General features: G+C 64.3%; 18 protein-coding genes. 9 read left to right on the forward strand and 9 right to left on the reverse strand.

The window, feature by feature from the left end; genetic code table 11:
• Positions 1-20: 20 nt before the first annotated feature.
• On the reverse strand, positions 21-752 hold the full coding sequence (locus V5735_RS15530; protein ID WP_423744334.1) for a bacterio-opsin activator domain-containing protein: 732 nt from the start codon (positions 750-752) through the stop codon (positions 21-23).
• 187 nt (positions 753-939) lie between these two features.
• Between V5735_RS15530 and V5735_RS15535 the strand changes: the two genes are divergently transcribed.
• From V5735_RS15535 to V5735_RS15550, 4 genes are all read left to right on the forward strand, one after another.
• Complete coding sequence (locus V5735_RS15535) at positions 940-1,545, forward strand: GNAT family N-acetyltransferase (protein WP_423744335.1); 606 nt, start codon at positions 940-942, stop codon at positions 1,543-1,545.
• Positions 1,512-2,141, forward strand: a complete 630-nt coding sequence (locus tag V5735_RS15540) for a GNAT family N-acetyltransferase (protein ID WP_423744336.1) — start codon at positions 1,512-1,514, stop codon at positions 2,139-2,141. The genes V5735_RS15535 and V5735_RS15540 overlap by 34 nt, the downstream gene beginning before the upstream one ends.
• Entirely contained in the window at positions 2,138-2,365 is a 228-nt protein-coding gene (locus V5735_RS15545) for a DUF7385 family protein (RefSeq protein WP_423744337.1), read from the forward strand. The genes V5735_RS15540 and V5735_RS15545 overlap by 4 nt, the downstream gene beginning before the upstream one ends.
• A gap of 65 nt (positions 2,366-2,430) precedes the next feature.
• Positions 2,431-2,985: a GNAT family N-acetyltransferase gene (locus V5735_RS15550; protein WP_423744338.1), complete on the forward strand. Its 555-nt coding sequence runs from the start codon at positions 2,431-2,433 to the stop codon at positions 2,983-2,985.
• A gap of 19 nt (positions 2,986-3,004) precedes the next feature.
• Here the strand turns inward: V5735_RS15550 and V5735_RS15555 are convergent, their stop codons facing one another.
• Together V5735_RS15555 and V5735_RS15560 are read right to left on the reverse strand one after the other, a co-directional pair.
• Complete coding sequence (locus tag V5735_RS15555) at positions 3,005-3,490, reverse strand: N-acetyltransferase family protein (protein WP_423744339.1); 486 nt, start codon at positions 3,488-3,490, stop codon at positions 3,005-3,007.
• Positions 3,491-3,514: 24 nt separating this feature from the next.
• Complete coding sequence (locus tag V5735_RS15560; protein WP_423744340.1) at positions 3,515-4,126, reverse strand: metal-dependent hydrolase; 612 nt, start codon at positions 4,124-4,126, stop codon at positions 3,515-3,517.
• 279 nt (positions 4,127-4,405) lie between these two features.
• On the opposite strand from V5735_RS15560, the gene V5735_RS15565 reads away from it, so the two are divergent.
• From V5735_RS15565 to V5735_RS15580, 4 genes are all read left to right on the forward strand, one after another.
• Positions 4,406-5,113 carry a helix-turn-helix domain-containing protein gene (locus V5735_RS15565; RefSeq protein ID WP_007977852.1) on the forward strand — a complete coding sequence of 236 codons (708 nt, stop codon included), beginning with the start codon at positions 4,406-4,408 and terminating at the stop codon, positions 5,111-5,113.
• A gap of 141 nt (positions 5,114-5,254) precedes the next feature.
• A complete protein-coding gene (locus V5735_RS15570; protein ID WP_423744341.1) occupies positions 5,255-5,524 on the forward strand; it encodes a hypothetical protein in 270 nt (89 codons plus the stop codon).
• Positions 5,525-5,572: 48 nt separating this feature from the next.
• Complete coding sequence (locus V5735_RS15575; protein WP_423744342.1) at positions 5,573-6,190, forward strand: proteasome subunit beta; 618 nt, start codon at positions 5,573-5,575, stop codon at positions 6,188-6,190.
• Positions 6,187-6,987 carry an archaeal proteasome endopeptidase complex subunit alpha gene (locus V5735_RS15580; protein WP_423744343.1) on the forward strand — a complete coding sequence of 267 codons (801 nt, stop codon included), beginning with the start codon at positions 6,187-6,189 and terminating at the stop codon, positions 6,985-6,987. The genes V5735_RS15575 and V5735_RS15580 overlap by 4 nt, the downstream gene beginning before the upstream one ends.
• A 58-nt stretch (positions 6,988-7,045) precedes the next feature.
• Here V5735_RS15580 and V5735_RS15585 read toward each other — a convergent pair whose 3' ends face one another.
• The 6 genes from V5735_RS15585 to V5735_RS15610 form a co-directional block, all read right to left on the reverse strand.
• Entirely contained in the window at positions 7,046-8,197 is a 1,152-nt protein-coding gene (locus V5735_RS15585) for a DUF7351 domain-containing protein (RefSeq protein WP_423744344.1), read from the reverse strand.
• Positions 8,198-8,370: 173 nt separating this feature from the next.
• The gene (gene hmgB / locus V5735_RS15590; RefSeq protein ID WP_423744345.1) at positions 8,371-9,708 is read right to left on the reverse strand and encodes a hydroxymethylglutaryl-CoA synthase; all 1,338 of its coding nucleotides are present in this window, start codon (positions 9,706-9,708) and stop codon (positions 8,371-8,373) included.
• A 71-nt stretch (positions 9,709-9,779) separates the two neighbouring features.
• Entirely contained in the window at positions 9,780-12,269 is a 2,490-nt protein-coding gene (locus tag V5735_RS15595) for a hypothetical protein (RefSeq protein WP_423744346.1), read from the reverse strand.
• A gap of 44 nt (positions 12,270-12,313) precedes the next feature.
• Positions 12,314-12,895, reverse strand: coding sequence for a DUF2150 family protein (locus V5735_RS15600; RefSeq protein ID WP_423744347.1), 582 nt, complete (start codon positions 12,893-12,895; stop codon positions 12,314-12,316).
• A 207-nt stretch (positions 12,896-13,102) separates the two neighbouring features.
• On the reverse strand, positions 13,103-13,951 hold the full coding sequence (locus V5735_RS15605) for a TatD family hydrolase (RefSeq protein WP_423744348.1): 849 nt from the start codon (positions 13,949-13,951) through the stop codon (positions 13,103-13,105).
• A gap of 58 nt (positions 13,952-14,009) precedes the next feature.
• Positions 14,010-14,489, reverse strand: a complete 480-nt coding sequence (locus V5735_RS15610; protein WP_423744349.1) for an NYN domain-containing protein — start codon at positions 14,487-14,489, stop codon at positions 14,010-14,012.
• Positions 14,490-14,703: 214 nt separating this feature from the next.
• Between V5735_RS15610 and V5735_RS15615 the strand changes: the two genes are divergently transcribed.
• Positions 14,704-16,281: a S8 family peptidase gene (locus V5735_RS15615; protein ID WP_423744350.1), complete on the forward strand. Its 1,578-nt coding sequence runs from the start codon at positions 14,704-14,706 to the stop codon at positions 16,279-16,281.
• The last annotated feature ends 57 nt before the right edge of the window (positions 16,282-16,338 follow it).

The raw sequence follows: 16,338 nt of genomic DNA on the forward strand, positions 1-16,338 counted from the left end.
CGCCTATGTCGAACGGTTCGCTATGTGGTATCGTTCACCAAGCCGTCGTCCGATACTTCCTCGTCGGTTTCGAACAGGGAGCGAAGTAATTTCTCCAGTCCCGTCCAGAGGTGTTGGCTGAAGGTCGGTTGGGAGACGCCCATCACCGTTGCACACTCGGCTGCGGTGCTCTCGCGGGGCCACGAAAAGTACCCTTCCCGCGTTGCGACCTCCACCGCCGCGAGTTGTTTGTCCGTCAAATCCGCCGTCAGGTGTGCGTTGTGCGACGTGTTCGAGAGGCCCGGAATGGTATCCCCGAGCGTTCGCTTGGACAGGAGTCGGGCACCATCGTGGCGTTCGAAAACCCGGTCTACAACCTTTCTGGCGTCGCCGTGTGGCGAAACGTCCGCGACGACTCGTGCGTTGCCGTCGTCGGCCCGCAAGTCGCGTATCACGGCGTCCGTATCCGCCAACGTCGCGGCCACGCACGGGCCGCTGACCACGAATTCCATCAACGTCGAGTCGGAGTGCTCGCTCACGACTCTGGCCTCCCGGACCATCGGAAGGTCGGCGGCGATGTCGAGCACGGTTGCGGGTCGCACACCCCGAACGGTGAAGAATTCGAGCATGTTCCCGTCCGCCCGATGAACCGCCCGCTCGCCGACGAACTCGCCACCCGTGCGCTCGGAGGCGGCGATGAAGAAACACCGCTCGTCGTGGAGTGAGAAGACCAATTCGACCGCACCCGACTGGGGCGGCTGTTGGCGGGTCATGTACATTCGTTACGAGTTGGAGACGATTAGGAACTCTGTGAGATGTGCGAACACACGACTCGAAACCCGTCCGTCGGTTTGCCTCCCGCCGCGTCGTACTTTCCGTACCATCTCCGACATCCGTCTCCGCGATAGACTACCGCATCCCCACCGAAACCTTTTCTCGGATTGTTGTTTCCTTCGAACTATGTTCCCGGAGCGCATCGAGACGGACCGCCTCGTGTTGGAGGCCGTCACCCACGAGAACGTGGACGTGTTCGAACTGTATCGACACACGGCACACGACGCGCCGCACATCGACGAGATAACGGAACACCTGTCGTGGGACCCCCACGCGACGCCGAAGCAGACCAAGGAGTTCATCGACTGGGCGGAAAAAAACAGAAACGAGGCGATCGGCGCGGAGTACGTCATCAAGCCCAAAGACGAAGAAGGCAGCGCGGGCGAAATCGCCGGGACGACCGGCTTGAACGTCGACTGGGAGAAACGAACCGGCGCGCTCGGTTTGTGGCTCCGCAAGCCGTTCTGGGGTCGTGGCTACTCCGGCGAACGCGCCGGTGCGCTCATGGAACTGGCGTTCGACCGCCTCGACCTGGAACTCGTCGCGATCGAACACCTCGCGGGCAACGAGAAGTCCCGCCGCGCCATCGAGAAGTACGTCGAAGCGCACGGCGGCCAGTACGACGGCATCCTCCGGAACCGGCGGCCGGACGGCGACGACGTGCGCGACTCCCACCGATTCACCGTAACGCGCGAACAGTGGGAGGCGAGTCGCGCGGAGGAGACGTCGTGACTGACCTCTTTCCCGAGCGCATCGGAACGGAGCGGTTGGTACTGGAACGGCTCTGTCCCGAGAACGCCACGCCGTACGAACTCTACGACCTGTTCTCCGGGCCGGGTGTGAGCGAGGTGTTCGAACACGTTCCACAGTCCCCCTATCGGACGGTGAACGAACCGCGGGAGCTGATAACGAACGCCGACGAACGATGGTCGGACGGAACGTCCGCCGCGTACGCGATTCGCCCGGACGGCGGGGAACCGCACGCGGGCGAACTAGCCGGAACGACGTTTCTGTTCCCCGAGTGGGAGCGCCGGACCGCTCGTTTCGGTCTCCTCCTCGGAAAGCGCTTCTGGGGTCGTGGCTACTCCGGCGAACGGGCGGCGGCGCTGCTGAAGGTGACCTTCGACCGCCTCGACCTCGAACTTGCCACGGTCGGCCACAACGTCGGGAACGAGAACTCCCGTCGCGCCATCGAGAAGTACGTCGAAGCGCACGGCGGCCGACACGATTGTCTGCTTCGGAATTGGGTTCCGATGGACGACGAAATAGCCGACATGCATCGCTACACCATCACGCGGGAGCAGTATCGGGAGGCGGTGAATGCGTGACGTTCGACGTGCACGCGGTTCGCCACCGCCTGAAATTGAAGACGGACGCCGGACACAGTTCCCTGTTCGAAAACCGCGGCGACGTCGCCTGTCCGGCGTGCGACGACGCGTTCGCCGAGGTGTTCACCACGGAAAAGCCCGCTCACAGCTTTCAACCGACCGGTTCGATGCGGTTCTGCGTCGTCCGGGAAGAGGGGAAAACGATGGTGTTCACGCACGACTGACGGTCGGTTTTTTCTCCGGTCCGGCGTTCACAAGCTATAGGTCCCGTTTCGTCGAAGCCATCGCCATGCCGGGAGCACGCGTCCGGAGCGGCGAGCGGGTCACGCTCAGGACTGTCGAAGAGGAGGATATTCCGTTCGTTCAACGCGCACTGGCGAACCGAGAGATTCGCCACCCGATGGGAAATCCCGTTCTGACTCGGCGGCGAGTCGCGGAGCTTCGAGAGGACGACGCCGACCGGTTTCTCGTCTGTCTCGACGGGGACGATGCCGGTTCGGGCGGTCCAGACGGAGACGAGGTGACGCGAATCGGACAGGTGAACGTGACGGACGCCGACTACAAACGCCCCGAACTCGGCTACTGGTTGGTTCCGTCGGTTCACGGCGAGGGGTACGGCACGGAAGCCGTCTCGCTCGTCATCGACTACGCCTTCCGAACGTACGACGCTCCCGCGGTGGGTGCGGAGGCGTACGACTTCAACGACGCCTCCCGCGGTCTGCTCGAATCCCTCGGGTTCAGGAAGGAAGGTCGCCGTCGAAAGTACATGTTCGTCGACGGTGCGCACCGCGATATGGTGCAGTACGGGCTGCTTCGTGAGGACTGGTGCGAGCGAACGGTGTGAGGAGGTAGCTGACGGTCGCCTACAGCTTTTTGGCGACCATTTCCCCCCAGTGCTCGAAGCCGTGGCGCTCGTAGAACGCCCCGGCGCGGTCGTTTTCGCGGTCCACGTCGAGGACGAGCCGGTCGAGCGGGAGGGTCTGGTCGGCCGCGAGCGAGACGGCGGCGTCCATCAACTCGTCGGCGACGCCCGTCCCGCGGTGGGCCGGGCGGACGTAAATCTCGTTGAGGACGGCGGCGTCCCAGATGAACGCCAGTTCCTCGGGGAGGACGAAGACGTAGCCCGCCAGTCCGTCGCCCGCGTCGGCGACGGTGACGCACCGCTCGTCGTCGCCGACGCATCGGTCCACCCAGTCGAGGTACCGCTCGCGGTACTCCTCGGTCAGTTTCCCCTCGTACACCTCGGCCTTGTCGTCGCCGCCGGTCCCCGCGCCGAGTCCGAGTTCGAAGGCGCGCTTTAGCTCCCAGAACTCGTCGGCGTCGCTCGTCTCGTAGGGTCGAATCTCCATACCCCCTGTCGGTGCGAGGGCGTCTTACTCTTTGCGCGATTCCCAGACCCGAAAGCCGAAGATTCCGAAACTCATCGCGCCGAGGAGCAGTTGTCGCCCGCTTCGCACGATGGGGAACACGCGCTCCTCGTTCCGCGGGTCGGGTCCCTGCGCGAGGTCGAACCCGGTATCGTAGTGGGTCGTGTGCGTCGTCCCTCGGGCGTGCGGTTCGAGGAACGTCTGGACGATTCCATGTTTGTTCGAGACGCTGAGCTTCCCGGAGACGCTGTAGAACTGGTCGTGAATCGGATAGAACACGTTCACGCCGTTCTTAACGAGGTCGAGACCGATTCCAGCGACGACGAAAGCGAGGAGGCTCACCCACGCGACGCGGACGCCGTAGGCCCCCCATCGTCGTCCGATTCGGTTCTTCCCCAGCAGGTCGGCGAGCAGGACGATTCCGATGACCGTCGGTATGAGTAGGTTGTGAAACACAGCCCGGTGTCCCCCCTGGACCCAGAATCCCACCAGTGTGTCGAGGTCGGGAAACGCGGCGGCGGCGAGCACGATGACCGCCGCCCGCGTGTCGAACTGTTCGGCGAGCAGTGACGTGGCGAGTAAGGCCCCCACCGCGACGTGTACCACCGTCGATGGCATCGAACGATGGACGGCAGCGTCCAAGAAAGTAGTTTGGTGGAAACCGTCGTCGTAGGCCGGGCGTACTTTCGGATAGCAATCGTTAGCAAGCGAGCGGGGCGTGACAGGTTCGGAGTTGTGTCCGATGAGGGTTCGCTTAGAGCGGTATTCCCTCATTGACGACCAGATTCGGGGCGACTGATGCGGTCCACGACGTCGGACGGTTCGTGACCTGTATTTCGACGCCCGTCGAAGGCCGGTTTCGATACGCTTTTCGGGACCTCTCCCACATGCGAAGACATGACAGATGCGCGCCGGACGCTCGCCGAGCAGATCGCGGGTGAAATCACGCTGAGCGACGACCCCGGAGCGACGCTCCGCAAGTGGCGCACCGACTTCGACGTGTCCCAGACCGCACTCGCCGACTACCTCGACGTGTCCTCGTCGGTCATCTCCGACTACGAGAGCGGCCGCCGCGAGAATCCGGGCATCGGCGTGGTCCGCCGGACCGTCACGGCGCTCCTCGACATCGACGAACAGCGCGGCGGCGACCGCATCCGCCAGTACGCCCGCGTCCTGTCGGCCGGGTTCGACAGCACCATCGTCAACGATTTGCGCGAGTATCCGACGAGCGTCCCGCTCCCCGAGTTCTACGACGCGATCGACGCGACGGAACTCGCACAGGGAACCTCGGCGGGCATCACCGGGCACACCGTCATCGACAGCATCGAGGCCATCACCCGCCTCTCCAGCGAGGAGTTCTACCGCCTCTACGGCCAGAGCACGAACCGCGCCCTCGTCTTCACGAACGTCACGCGCGGGGAATCGCCGCTGGTCGCCATGCGCGTCGTCACCCCGACGCCGAACGCGGTCGTCCTCCACGGTATCGACCGGGACGAACTCTGGGACTACGCGCCGAAGATGGCCCAACTGGACGGCTTTTCGCTCGCCGTCACGGACTGCGAAAAGGAGACCATGCTGGACGCCATGCGCGAACTCGCGCCGTGACTGTCGGGAATCATATCTTTCATCTGACTGTGACGGGTTCGTGACACCATAAAGGATGGCGTGGTGAAGGCCAGAGTTGAACCATTACAGATGTGTCTTTATGTGGTAATGAGTGCAGAGGAATCACGGGGTAGGAGCGATGTGAACCAGTCGATATGTCCGTGGTGTGCCGAAAATATTGACCATCCGACCGATTTCGTCAGAATCGCGCCGCCCGACCGTCGTCCCCCCGAGCACCGTCCGACCGTCAATCGCTGGTACCTCCACGCCGACTGCGCCGTCGAGTGGCGCGAGTTCGTCGGCCACCTCCGAACGCTCGCGGGACGGGGGGCGTTTCGAACGCTCGTCGAAGGGCCGCTGTCCGGCGACGTCAACGAGATGCTCGAATGGGAACTGGCCGACACGAGCTAAAATATATTTTAGCTAACACTTTTCCGTCGTCACCCCCTTGCTTTCTCCATGTCCGATACGATAGTGAAGACCGGAACGACGACGGTCGCGCTGACGACCGACGACGGAGTGCTCCTCGCCGCGGACCGTCGGGCCAGCCTCGGCGGTCGCTTCGTCACGAACAAGGCCGTTCAAAAGGTACAGGGAGTTCACCCGACCGCCGCGCTGACGATGGCCGGTGGCGTCGGCGACCTGCAGTCGTACATCCGCACGCTCCGCGCCGAATCCTCGCTCTACGAGACGCGACGGGGCGAACCCATCGACATGGCCGCGCTCTCGACGCTCGCCGGGACCCTCCTCCGCGAGGGACCGTACCGGGGTGCCCAGCCGACCCTCGGCGGCGTCGATAGAACCGGCCCGCACGTCTACGACCTCGACACGGCGGGCGGCGTCATGGAAACCGACTACCACGCCAGCGGTAGCGGGATGCAACTCGCCTACGGCGTCCTCGAACGCGAATTCGAACCGAACCTCCCGACGGACGTCGCCCGTCGCGTCGCGGCCAGCGCCATCGAGAGCGCCACCGAACGCGACACGGCCAGCGGCAACGGCCTGACCGTCGCAACCGTCTCCGCGGACGGCGTCGAAGTCCGTGGCTACGACTCGTTCTCGGAGGTGGCGGCATGAACGGGGGACAACAACAGGCCTACGACCGCGGAACGAACATCTTCTCGCCCGACGGGAGGCTGTATCAGGTGGAGTACGCCCGCGAGGCGGTGCGCCGCGGAAGCGTCAGCGTCGGCGTCCGCGCCCGCGACGGCGTCGTTCTGGCCGCGAGAAAACACGTCCGCTCGCCCCTCCTCGAAGCCGACGGCATCGAGAAACTCCACAAGATAGACGACCACATCGGCGTCGTCAGCGCGGGGCACGTCGCCGACGCCCGCCGACTCGTGGACTTCGGCCGCCGCCGCGCCCAGACCGACCGCCTGCGCTACGGCGAACCCATCGGCGTCGAACCGTTCACCAAGGCCGTCACCGACCACGTACAGGAGTTCACCCAACAGGGCGGCGCGCGACCATTCGGCGCGGCGCTGTTGGTGGGGGGCGTCGAACCACGTTCGACGGAACAAACGAGCGGGTCAACCCCGCGAGTCGGCGTCGAACCCACCACCGCCGACGAGGACCCGCAACCGCGGCTCTTCGAAACCGACCCGTCCGGCACGCCGCACGAGTGGCGGGCGACCGCCATCGGCGCGAACGACGACACGATTCGAGAGTACCTCGAAACGAACTACGACCCTCAAAGCTCGGTGCAGTCCGGAATCGAACTCGCCCTGTCGGCGCTCGCGGAAGCCGAGGACGGTCCGCTCGCGCCCGAGGGGATTTCCGTTGCGACCGTCGCACCCACGTACCGGGCGCTCGACGCCGACGCTCGGCGGGAAACGCTCGATTCGCTCGACCTGCTAGACGAGCAGGCGTCGTAGAACCGCGAGCGGACCTCGTAAAATCGCCGACGGACTTCGTAGAACCGTCGTCACGGCCTTACGAGGCCTGTTGCCCCGTCGATTCCCGAACCGTCACGACCTCCAGATTTTCCGCGACGAACAGCGCGAGCGCGTCGCCGCCGACCTCCGTCGAAACGCGCACGCACCACGGGTCCTCCGAGACGACGCGCTCGCGCCACTCGTCGCCCACGTTCCAGACGGGGCGCTCGCGCACGTCGATGCCGTGCCGGTGGTAGAACGCGATGACCGCCGGGTGTTCCAGCACCGCGAGCGTCACGGGCGAGCGGAGCCGACAGCCACAGCGCTCGCAGTCGAATCGGGCTTGCGGGCGGCGAACGCCTTCCGCTCGGTCCGCGGCTTCGTCACCGTCCCCGTCGGAGTCGTGATATCCGACGTGGGCGTTCGCCGGTGCGCTGCATTCGGGGCACACGCCGTCGGCCATGAGCGAGAGGCGATGTCGGTGGTGACGGTCGAACGCCGCCAGAAGCCCCTCGGGGTCGTGTGCGCGGTGGCTCTCGGTTTCGCCGGACTTCGTCCGGCTGACCGCCAAGCAAGGCTTGGCAATTTCGCCAGACTCCGTCTGGCTGACTGCCGAGCGTTGCTCGGCAATTTCACCGTCGTCTCGCGGCTCCGCCGCTCGACTGTCCGCGGAACGGTGTTCCGCGCTACTCGCTTGCGAGGTTTCCGCGAAACCTCGGTGGCCTCCGGGCGGGAACGGGAGCGTGAGCGTCGGTCGCTCGCACGCCCGGCATTCTACCACGACGTAGTTGTCCTCGCCGTGGGCCGCCAGTCGCTCCTCCCCGCAGAAGGGACACGGGTCGTCCACCGCGATGGGGTCGAAATCCACGCTGTCGGTGTACGTCCCGGCGCGAATCGCCCGCGCGATTTCCCGCCCGGCGTAGGTGAGGGTGTACCCTCCCTCCGTCTTCCGGACGAAATGCTCGGTCAGTTGCCGGAGATGGTAGGAGAAGCCCGCCGTGTTGTCCGCGGACGTCGCCTCGAATAACTCCGAGAAGGCGAGCGTCTCCTCTCCCTCCGCCTCGGCGTCCAGCAGGGCGCGGAGCGCGGTCATCCGGACTTCGTTTCCGAGGACCGCGAACGCGTCCGTCGGGTCCACGTCGTCCTCGGGTTCGGTTCCGATGGTCTCGGGCAGTTCGTCCGCCGCGCGTGTCGGCTCTGTTTCGGTCATTTCGATGGGGAAGGGGGAGCGTCGGCCTGTGGTTCGCCGTCGGGCGTGTTGTTCGTAGTCGCACGGACGAGTGCCACTCGGATAAGCCGTTTGCTGGCGGAGAGTTCCGAAAAAATAAAGCGGGACAAAACAGCGCGTCGTCGGCTTACTCGACGTACCGGCGTGTCGTCGTCTTATTCGACGTACTCGTACGTTCGCTCGTCCATGTCGCCGCGGCCGACGAAGACGAACTCGTTTTCGGGTTCCGTGAAGTCTTCGAGTTCGACGCGCTTGTCGTGGTTGTGACGGTCGTGGACCTGCTCGTACTCCTCGTAGGTGAGGTCGTGACGGTTTCGAATCTGCTCGTCGATGGAGAGTTGGGCGAGTTCCTCCTCCCAGCCCTCTTGGACTGTTTCGGCGTGGATTTCGGCCTGTGCGCCGCTGCCGTAGGACCCGACGAGGAGCTTCTTGCCCGTCATCTCCATGTCGTTTTCGGCGGCGTACTGGAGCGCCGAGGCTCGGGCGATGTGGACCGAGCCGGTGTACCAGTTGCCGACCTCGCGCGAGATGCGGAGCGTCGGGTCGATGGTGTTCGCGTACCACTCCTGATACTGGTCGGTCGCCTTGAGGTCGTCCATGTACCCGCGGATGGCCTCCTCGAACGCCTCGCGGTCGTCGTAGTCGTCCTCGCGGGGCTGGCGGCCGATTTCGGCGGCGAGTTCCTCCTCGATGTCCGTGTCACGGATGGTGTGACGGAAGGCGAACAGCCCCGCCTTGCGGACCATTCCGGGGAACGGCGTGTGGTACGGGCCGAAGACGTAATCGCCGGGGTGGGTCTCCCCACCGGCGCGCTCGAAGTCCTCCAGCGCCTCGCGCATGCGAGCGAGGTAGACCTGCATGGAGCGCTTGCCGTCCACGCTGGGGAACTGCTGGTTGGGCTTGAGGAAGTCGGTCTCGTCGGCCGACCCGTATCCCTGTTCGGTCGAGAGTTCGACGATGGACGGGTCCTCGCTGATGAGCATCGCCACGGCACCCGCACCCTGCGTCGCCTCGCCGGGGTCGCCGCGGGCGTACAGCGCGGTGTCGGTCGCGATGACGAGCGCCGAGCGCCCGCGGTTGCGACCCGCCTTGATCCAGTTGTAGGCGTCGTCCAGACTCTGGGTTCCGGCGATGCAGGCAAACTTGCGCTCGCCCTTGTTCGCGTGGTGGAAGTCACCGTCGTAGACCTGTTCGAGGCAGCCCGCGATGTACGTCGAGACGGGCTTGGAGTTGTCGAACGCGCTCTCGGTCGCCACGTCGATGCGGCCGATGTCGTCCGGCGTCAACCCCTTGCGTTCCATCAGTCGATGGGCCGCGTTCGCGCCCATCGTCACGATGTCCTCGTAGGAGTCGGGGAACGAACTGGCGTACAGTCCGAGCCCTTTCGTGTACTTCTTCGGGTCTTCGTCCTTGACCGGTGCGAACGTCTCGGGGAGGTCGAGTTTCAGCTTGCCCGTCCAAATTTCGATGGCGTCGATACCGACGGCTGTCATTCTTGCATCATTCTTGCATAACATGGTATAAGGGTTTGTCGATAGAACTATCGACAGGCGTCGAAACCGAGTCAGTCGTTGGAAGATTCGACCGAGAGGTAGTCGATTCGGAGTCGCTCGTCCTGATTGCTGTTGCGGTCCTCGAAGACCAGATGGAGCGTCCCGTTGTCGTTTACGTACTCGACGACCGCTTGCGGGAGGTCGATTCTCCGTGTCGTCGTGCTCGACTCGGACAGCGTATAGCTTCCGCCGAGGGGGTCACCGTTCTCGTCCACGGGTGTCACGGAAACCTCGTGGCTCCCACCTCCACTCGTCCGGTAATCGCCGAGAACGAGCGTGTGGTGATTCCGCGATTCGATACCCGAGACCGAAACGCCGATGCTCATCTCGAACCCGTTCGGATGTCGGTAGTATTCGCGGAGCGCGGCGACTTGGTTATCGTTCGAATCGACATCCAGGTTGCCAAACCCTTCGAGACCACCCTCGGGATTCGATGGCGGTATCGAGGGGTCCTCTCCGTATTCCAGCGCTCCGTCACCGTCGTTGAATGCACCCGGATACGCCGTCGTTTGCCCTCCGCCACCACCGCCGTTTCCGCCGTCGTTCGCATCCAGCGTGAACGATACGGGGTCGTGGTTCTCGAACGTCAGCGTGACGTCCACCGGTTCGTTCGTCATCTCCACCGGGGTGCCGTTGCGCTCGAACTGGTAGAGATGGAACGTCGCGGTTCCGTTGCTCCCGCCGATTATCGGGTTCTGTCCGAACGGCGGGCTCAAATTCTGCCCGTCGCCGTCGATGTCGATGGTCGTCGGGAGCGACACGCCGTTTCCGATGTCGGTCGCGCCGTCCCGCCGTGCGCTGACGTACAGTTCGCTCTCGTAGATTCCCGTCCCGTACGACGGGTCGCTCAGCGCGTCGATGGTGGCGTCGTGCGGTTCGACGTGAACGTCCGTGAGCGTCGCGTCCTCCGGACGTTCGTTCGTGACGCTGAAGACGACGCCCGATTTCGGCCCGCCGTTCCGGTAGCCCCTCGTCGCCGTCGCGTCCCCGTTGTAGACGATTTTCGGCATCGCTCCGGACTGGACGACGTGAACGACGACCGAATCCGCGTCCCCGCCGCTCGCGGCGAGGAGTTTCACGTCCCCCGTGGAACTGTCGTCGATAATCGTCTGGACCCGCCCGTCGCCGCCCGTCGTCGCTTCCTTCGCGGACGTGCTGACGACGCCCGTTCGGTTCAGGCCGAAATCCACGGTCGTATCCGTCACGGGGTCGCCGCCGTAGGTGACGTTCGCCGTCAGGGTGTGCGTCGAAGTCGCGCTTCGGTCCAGCGTACACACCGTCGGATAGCCGTTCGCGTCGTGCGTGCAGTCCAATCCGCCTGCATCGACCCACTCCACGTCGTAGGTACCGCCGCCACCGATTCCGTTGCCGCCGCTCGCCGTCTCGATGCGGAACGAAACTCGTTCGCGCTCCGCGCCGTTGTCGTCGATGGAGAGCGTCACCGTCTCCGTCCCGGGTTCGGTCGCCTCGTACTCGAAGCGCACCCGACCCTGTTCGTCCGTCGTCTCGGTTCGCCCCCCGTCGCTCGACGTCACCGTGACCCCGCTCACGGGGTTGTTGTACCGGTCGCGCACCTCCGCGACGAGCGTCGTCGTTCCGTTGACCGTCTCCGTTTTCGGACTGACGTTGGTGATGTAGGTCGCGTTCGTTTCCGTCGTGTTCGACCCGATGCCGACCGCGGCCATCCGAAGGTCGTAGGTGACGTTCGCGCCGTTCTCTCGACCCTTGAGCGTCACCGCGACCGTCCCGTCCGCCCCCGACCCGACGCTCTGTACGTATCGCTGGTCCGCGAGCAACCGCGTCCACTTCTCCACGCCGAGCGTCGTCGGAATTCGAATTACCGGGTCGTTTCCGTCCGACTGCACCGAAATCGTCCGCGTCGCCGTGGTCGATGGACTGAGCGCGTGCGGGTCGAGGCTCACCGTACCGGACTGGGAGCGAGAGAGGCTTCCGTTGACCGTGACGAGCGTTATCCGCGTGCCGTGGACGAGTTGCTGGTCGGTCAGCGTCGCGTTTCCGTCCCGACCCCGGTTGTAGACGACGGTGTTCTCGTACACCGTGTCGGGCGCGTTGGCGTACCGGTTGTAGTTCGGCGCGTAGACGAGCGCTCGCGTCGAAAACGAGCGCCCGCCGCCGTCGAAGTAATCGCGCGTCTCCGAATCGGTGGCGCTGAGGTGTTCGACGGTGGTGGTCCCCAGTTTCGGGGTTCGAAGCGACCCCGACGCCGGTGGCGGATTGACGAAGAGAACGTGTCCGGGGTACTGCGTTCCGAGCGTTACCGACGTCGGCTGTCCCGTTCCGGTCGCACCCGTTCGGACGATGGCGTTGCGCACGTCCTGCATCTGACCCTGTACCCGCTCGTTATGTCGGAACTCGACCGTCTGATTTTGGCTCGGGATGGCAGTCGCCTGATACAGCGACATGGCGACGACGAGCGTGGCGAACAGGAGAATCGTTCCCACCTGTACCGTCACGCCACGGTCGTCAGACCGGAACGTCATGGATGGGACAGATACGGGAAAAGGATAAAAAGCCTGTTACTCGATTACTCGTCGTCTTCCTCGACGAGTTCCGGGTCGCTCATCGCACTCTGAAGGCTGTCCAGGCCGTTTGCCCACTCCGTAACGAGTCCGTACTCCATCTCTTCCATCACCGATATGTCGAGTTCGTCACCGGCGAAAATGCGCGTTCCGCCCGCCGCGACGAGACCGAGCGCCGAGTCCAAGTCCTCGGCCGACTCGGCCTTTTCGGCTTCGCGGATGTACTCCTCCACAGGTGCCTCCTCGGCGGGGCCGTGCGCGACGTACTCCTCCGCGGCGTAAAACACGCAGAGGAGACTCGTTTGGACGCCGTCGATGAGCATCGCTTTCTCCTCGTCCTCGAAATCGACCTCGCCGAGGACGGTCTCGCGGATCTCCGTGAGTTCCGAGAGGGCCGTCTCCTCGTCGATGTCCTCGTCGTCGTACGCGGTGACGATTTTGGCGACGGCGATTGCCACGTCGTCCTGCAGGTTGAGCAGGAGGCGCGCGGAATCCTCGTTCTCGGGGTCGATGTCCTCGTCCCTGATTCTGTCCAGCCAGTTCTGCCAGCGTTCTTCGGAGTAGAACTCCTCTGGAGGAGCGCTCATACCTCTTCCGTGCGTAGCACGATTCATAAATCCTCCGAGGCGGCCTGAGGTGGGTGTGGGGGTTTGAGACGGCCGAAAAGCTGATATGAGCGTGTCGGTGCGGCCGGTAGTAGCCTTCATACGCCATCGCTCGGCCGGAACGGGACGAAGCGCCGATTTCTATTCGTTCGACACAAATATCGGCGAAAGAGACATTCGGGGGGAACCTCAGTCCGAGAGCGTCGCTTCGGTGTCCAGCCCGTACACGAGTTCCGGCGTCGAGACGTGCGCGGTTCGAATCGCCTCGTCGTACCCCTGTTCCTGCATCCACGAGACGCGACGCGGCACCGTCTTGGGTCCCATCACCGCGCCGGGGCGGTCGGGGTCGTCGATGAAGTCCGTCTCCATCAAGAACGGCTCGCCGCGCTCGACGGCGCGTTCGAGGCGGTCCTTGTCGCTCATCACGCTCGGCGTCACGCCCGCCAGTTCGCCGCCCGCGTAGTGTTTGACGACGCGTTCCGACGGCAATCCGACCGATTCCGCCCACTCCCCCACCTCCGTCAGGTCGTCCGTCGCCTCGGTGTGCAGTTGGACGGCACACTCCGTCTCGGCACCGAGTTCCAGCGCGCGCCGGAGGACGGCGTTCGAGGCCGACCACACCTCGTCGGTCACGTCGTAGTGCGGCCGTCCCGATTTCAGGGCGACTGCCCCCCCGTCGGCGACGTATTCGGCCGCGACTTCGAGTCCGGCCTGCATCAGGTCGCGCGCACCCGCGGGCGAGAAACCACGGTCGTCCACGAGCTTCGAGACCAATCCCGGATGAACGCCGAGGACGGGCCACGCCCGCCCGCGGAGGATGTCGTTCGCGCGCTCCACGACGTCGACCGTCGTGTCGAAGACGGTTCGGAAATCGTCGCCCGATTCGGCTTCGACGCCGAGCAGCCACGACGGTTTGTTGACGACGAGCAGATGCGTGCCGCCGCTCCGCGCGAAGTCCGTGACCGCTTCGATGCCGCGTCCGTGGTCGGGGTCCAGATGGAGGTGGTCGTCGAGTACCGGCGTCCCGAGGTCGTTCATACGTCGTCCTCGGGTTCCACGGAAAAAACGCCCGTGGTTCGCCGCCGCGCTCGGTTCGTCATTCGCCCGCGTTCGCTTCCTCGTCTTCGATGACGAACGCCTCGTGGGCCGCGTTCTGGAGGGCGTCGGACCGTCCGTACTCGCCGGGCGCGATGGCGACCGTGCGCACGCCGTTTCGCGCCGCCTTCTCGAGAACGGGTTTGAAATCCGTGTCTCTGGACGCGATGGCGAGGACGTCCACGCGCTCGTCGAGCGCGAGTTCGGTCGCGTCGATGGCGAGTTTCACGTCGACGTCGCCGCTCGTGATGACGACTTCGAACCCGCGCGCTTCCGCCGCCTGAATCAGCCCCGGTGTCGCGTGCTCGTCTAGATAGAGACGAGTCGTCGCGAGTTGACCAAGCTGCCGCCCGGCGGTTCGAACGTCGTCCAAATCGACGTCGAAGTCGTCCCGAAGGACGTTCGGACCGTCGACGAAAAGCGCCACCGTTCGGTCGTGTTCGTCGTCTTCCTCGTGGAGAGACCGCAAGCCGCCGCTCATGCTCCGAGATAAACGATAGCGGGACATAGCGGTGGCGATTCGTTCGTCGTCCTCGCCGCTTCCGGCGTTTTGTCTGTATTCCTATGTTGTATGAATCGTTATTATTTATTGGTTCTTATGAATTTTATATTCATTTATTGATTCGGGAGAGAAGATTTCAGCATTCTAAATGAATAAAATTTAAATACGTGTGCGAACTTCGTTAACCTGCCGTATGGCAGACGACAACACATCGCGGTTTGACAGACGAACATTCCTCAAAGCAACTGGTGCGGTCGGTGCCGCAGCGGCCCTGAGTGGCGTTACGGCGGCGACGCCGGGTCGCAATCCCGGACCGAAAGAAGACGAGATCCTGGTCGGTGTTTCGGCTGGTCACGGCGACATCGAGCAGGCCGTCATGCAGAACGCACCGATGGACGTCAACGTCGTCCACAAGAACGAACACCTTCGCTACGTTGCGGTCGAGCTCCCGAGCGCGATGCCCGACTCCGCGCGACAGAGTTTCATCGACGCTATCGAGCAGCGCGAAGGAATCAAATACGCGGAGGAGAACGCGACGCACGAAGCGCTTCTCACGCCGAACGACCCCAAGTTCGGCCAGCAGTACGCGCCGCAGATGGTCAACTCCGACTCCGCGTGGGACACGACGCTCGGCAGTTCGAACGTCACCATCGCCGTCATCGACACCGGCGCACAGTACGACCACCCCGACCTGGCGGCGAACTACAAATCCAACCCCGGCAAGGACTTCGCCGATAGCGACAGCGACCCGTACCCGGACGTGCCGCAGGACGAGTACCACGCGACCCACGTTTCCGGCATCGCGGCCGGTGTCATCGACAACGGTACCGGCGTCGCCGGACAGGGTAACTCCTCGCTCATCAACGGCCGCGCCCTCGACGAGGGCGGCAGCGGTTCCACGTCCGACATCGCGGACGCCATCCGCTGGGCCGCGGATCAGGGTGCCGACGTCATCAACATGTCCCTCGGTGGCGGTGGCTACACGAGCACCATGAAGAACGCGGTCACCTACGCGTCCAACAACGGCGTCTTCATCGCCTGTGCCGCGGGTAACGACGGCTCCGGCAGCGTCTCGTACCCGGCGGGGTACAGCGAATGTCTCGCCGTCTCGGCCATCGACTCGAACGGCAACCTCGCCTCCTTCTCGCAGTACGGCAGCAAGGTCGAACTCTGCGCGCCCGGTGTGGACATCCTCTCGACGACCACCGAGACGCGCGGTTCCTACGAGAAGCTCTCCGGTACCTCGATGGCGACGCCCGTCGTCTCCGGTGTCGCCGGACTGACGCTCTCGCAGTGGGACCTCACCAACTCGGAACTCCGAAGCCACCTCAAGAACACGGCCGTCGATATGGGCCTGTCCTCGGACGAACAGGGCAGCGGCCGCGTCGATGCCTACAACGCCGTCACTACCCAACCCGGTAGCGGCGGTGGCGGTGGTGGCGGCGGCAGCGACTCCACGACCGATTCGGTCAGCGGGTCGCTCTCGGATTACTCCGACTACGACGACTACACGTGGTCGTGGGAGTACAGCAGCCCGAGCCAAATCGTCGTGGAACTCGACGGCCCGAGCAGCGCCGACTTCGACCTCTACCTCAACACGGGGACGACGAGCGCCGCGAGCCCGAGCAACTACGACTACTCGTCCACCACCACCGACAGTCAGGAAACGGTCACCATCGACAGCCCCGACACGTCGACGGATCTCCAAATCGACGTCGACTCCTACAGCGGGTCGGGTAGCTACACCGTGACCATCACGGAATACCAGTAATTCCCACTTTCAATTGGTCCCCTCCTCTCGTGTGCACCTCGAACAGTGAGTGACGAC

It is taken from the genome of Haladaptatus sp. SPP-AMP-3, from assembly GCF_049568665.1.
GTDB lineage: Archaea > Halobacteriota > Halobacteria > Halobacteriales > Haladaptataceae > Haladaptatus > Haladaptatus paucihalophilus.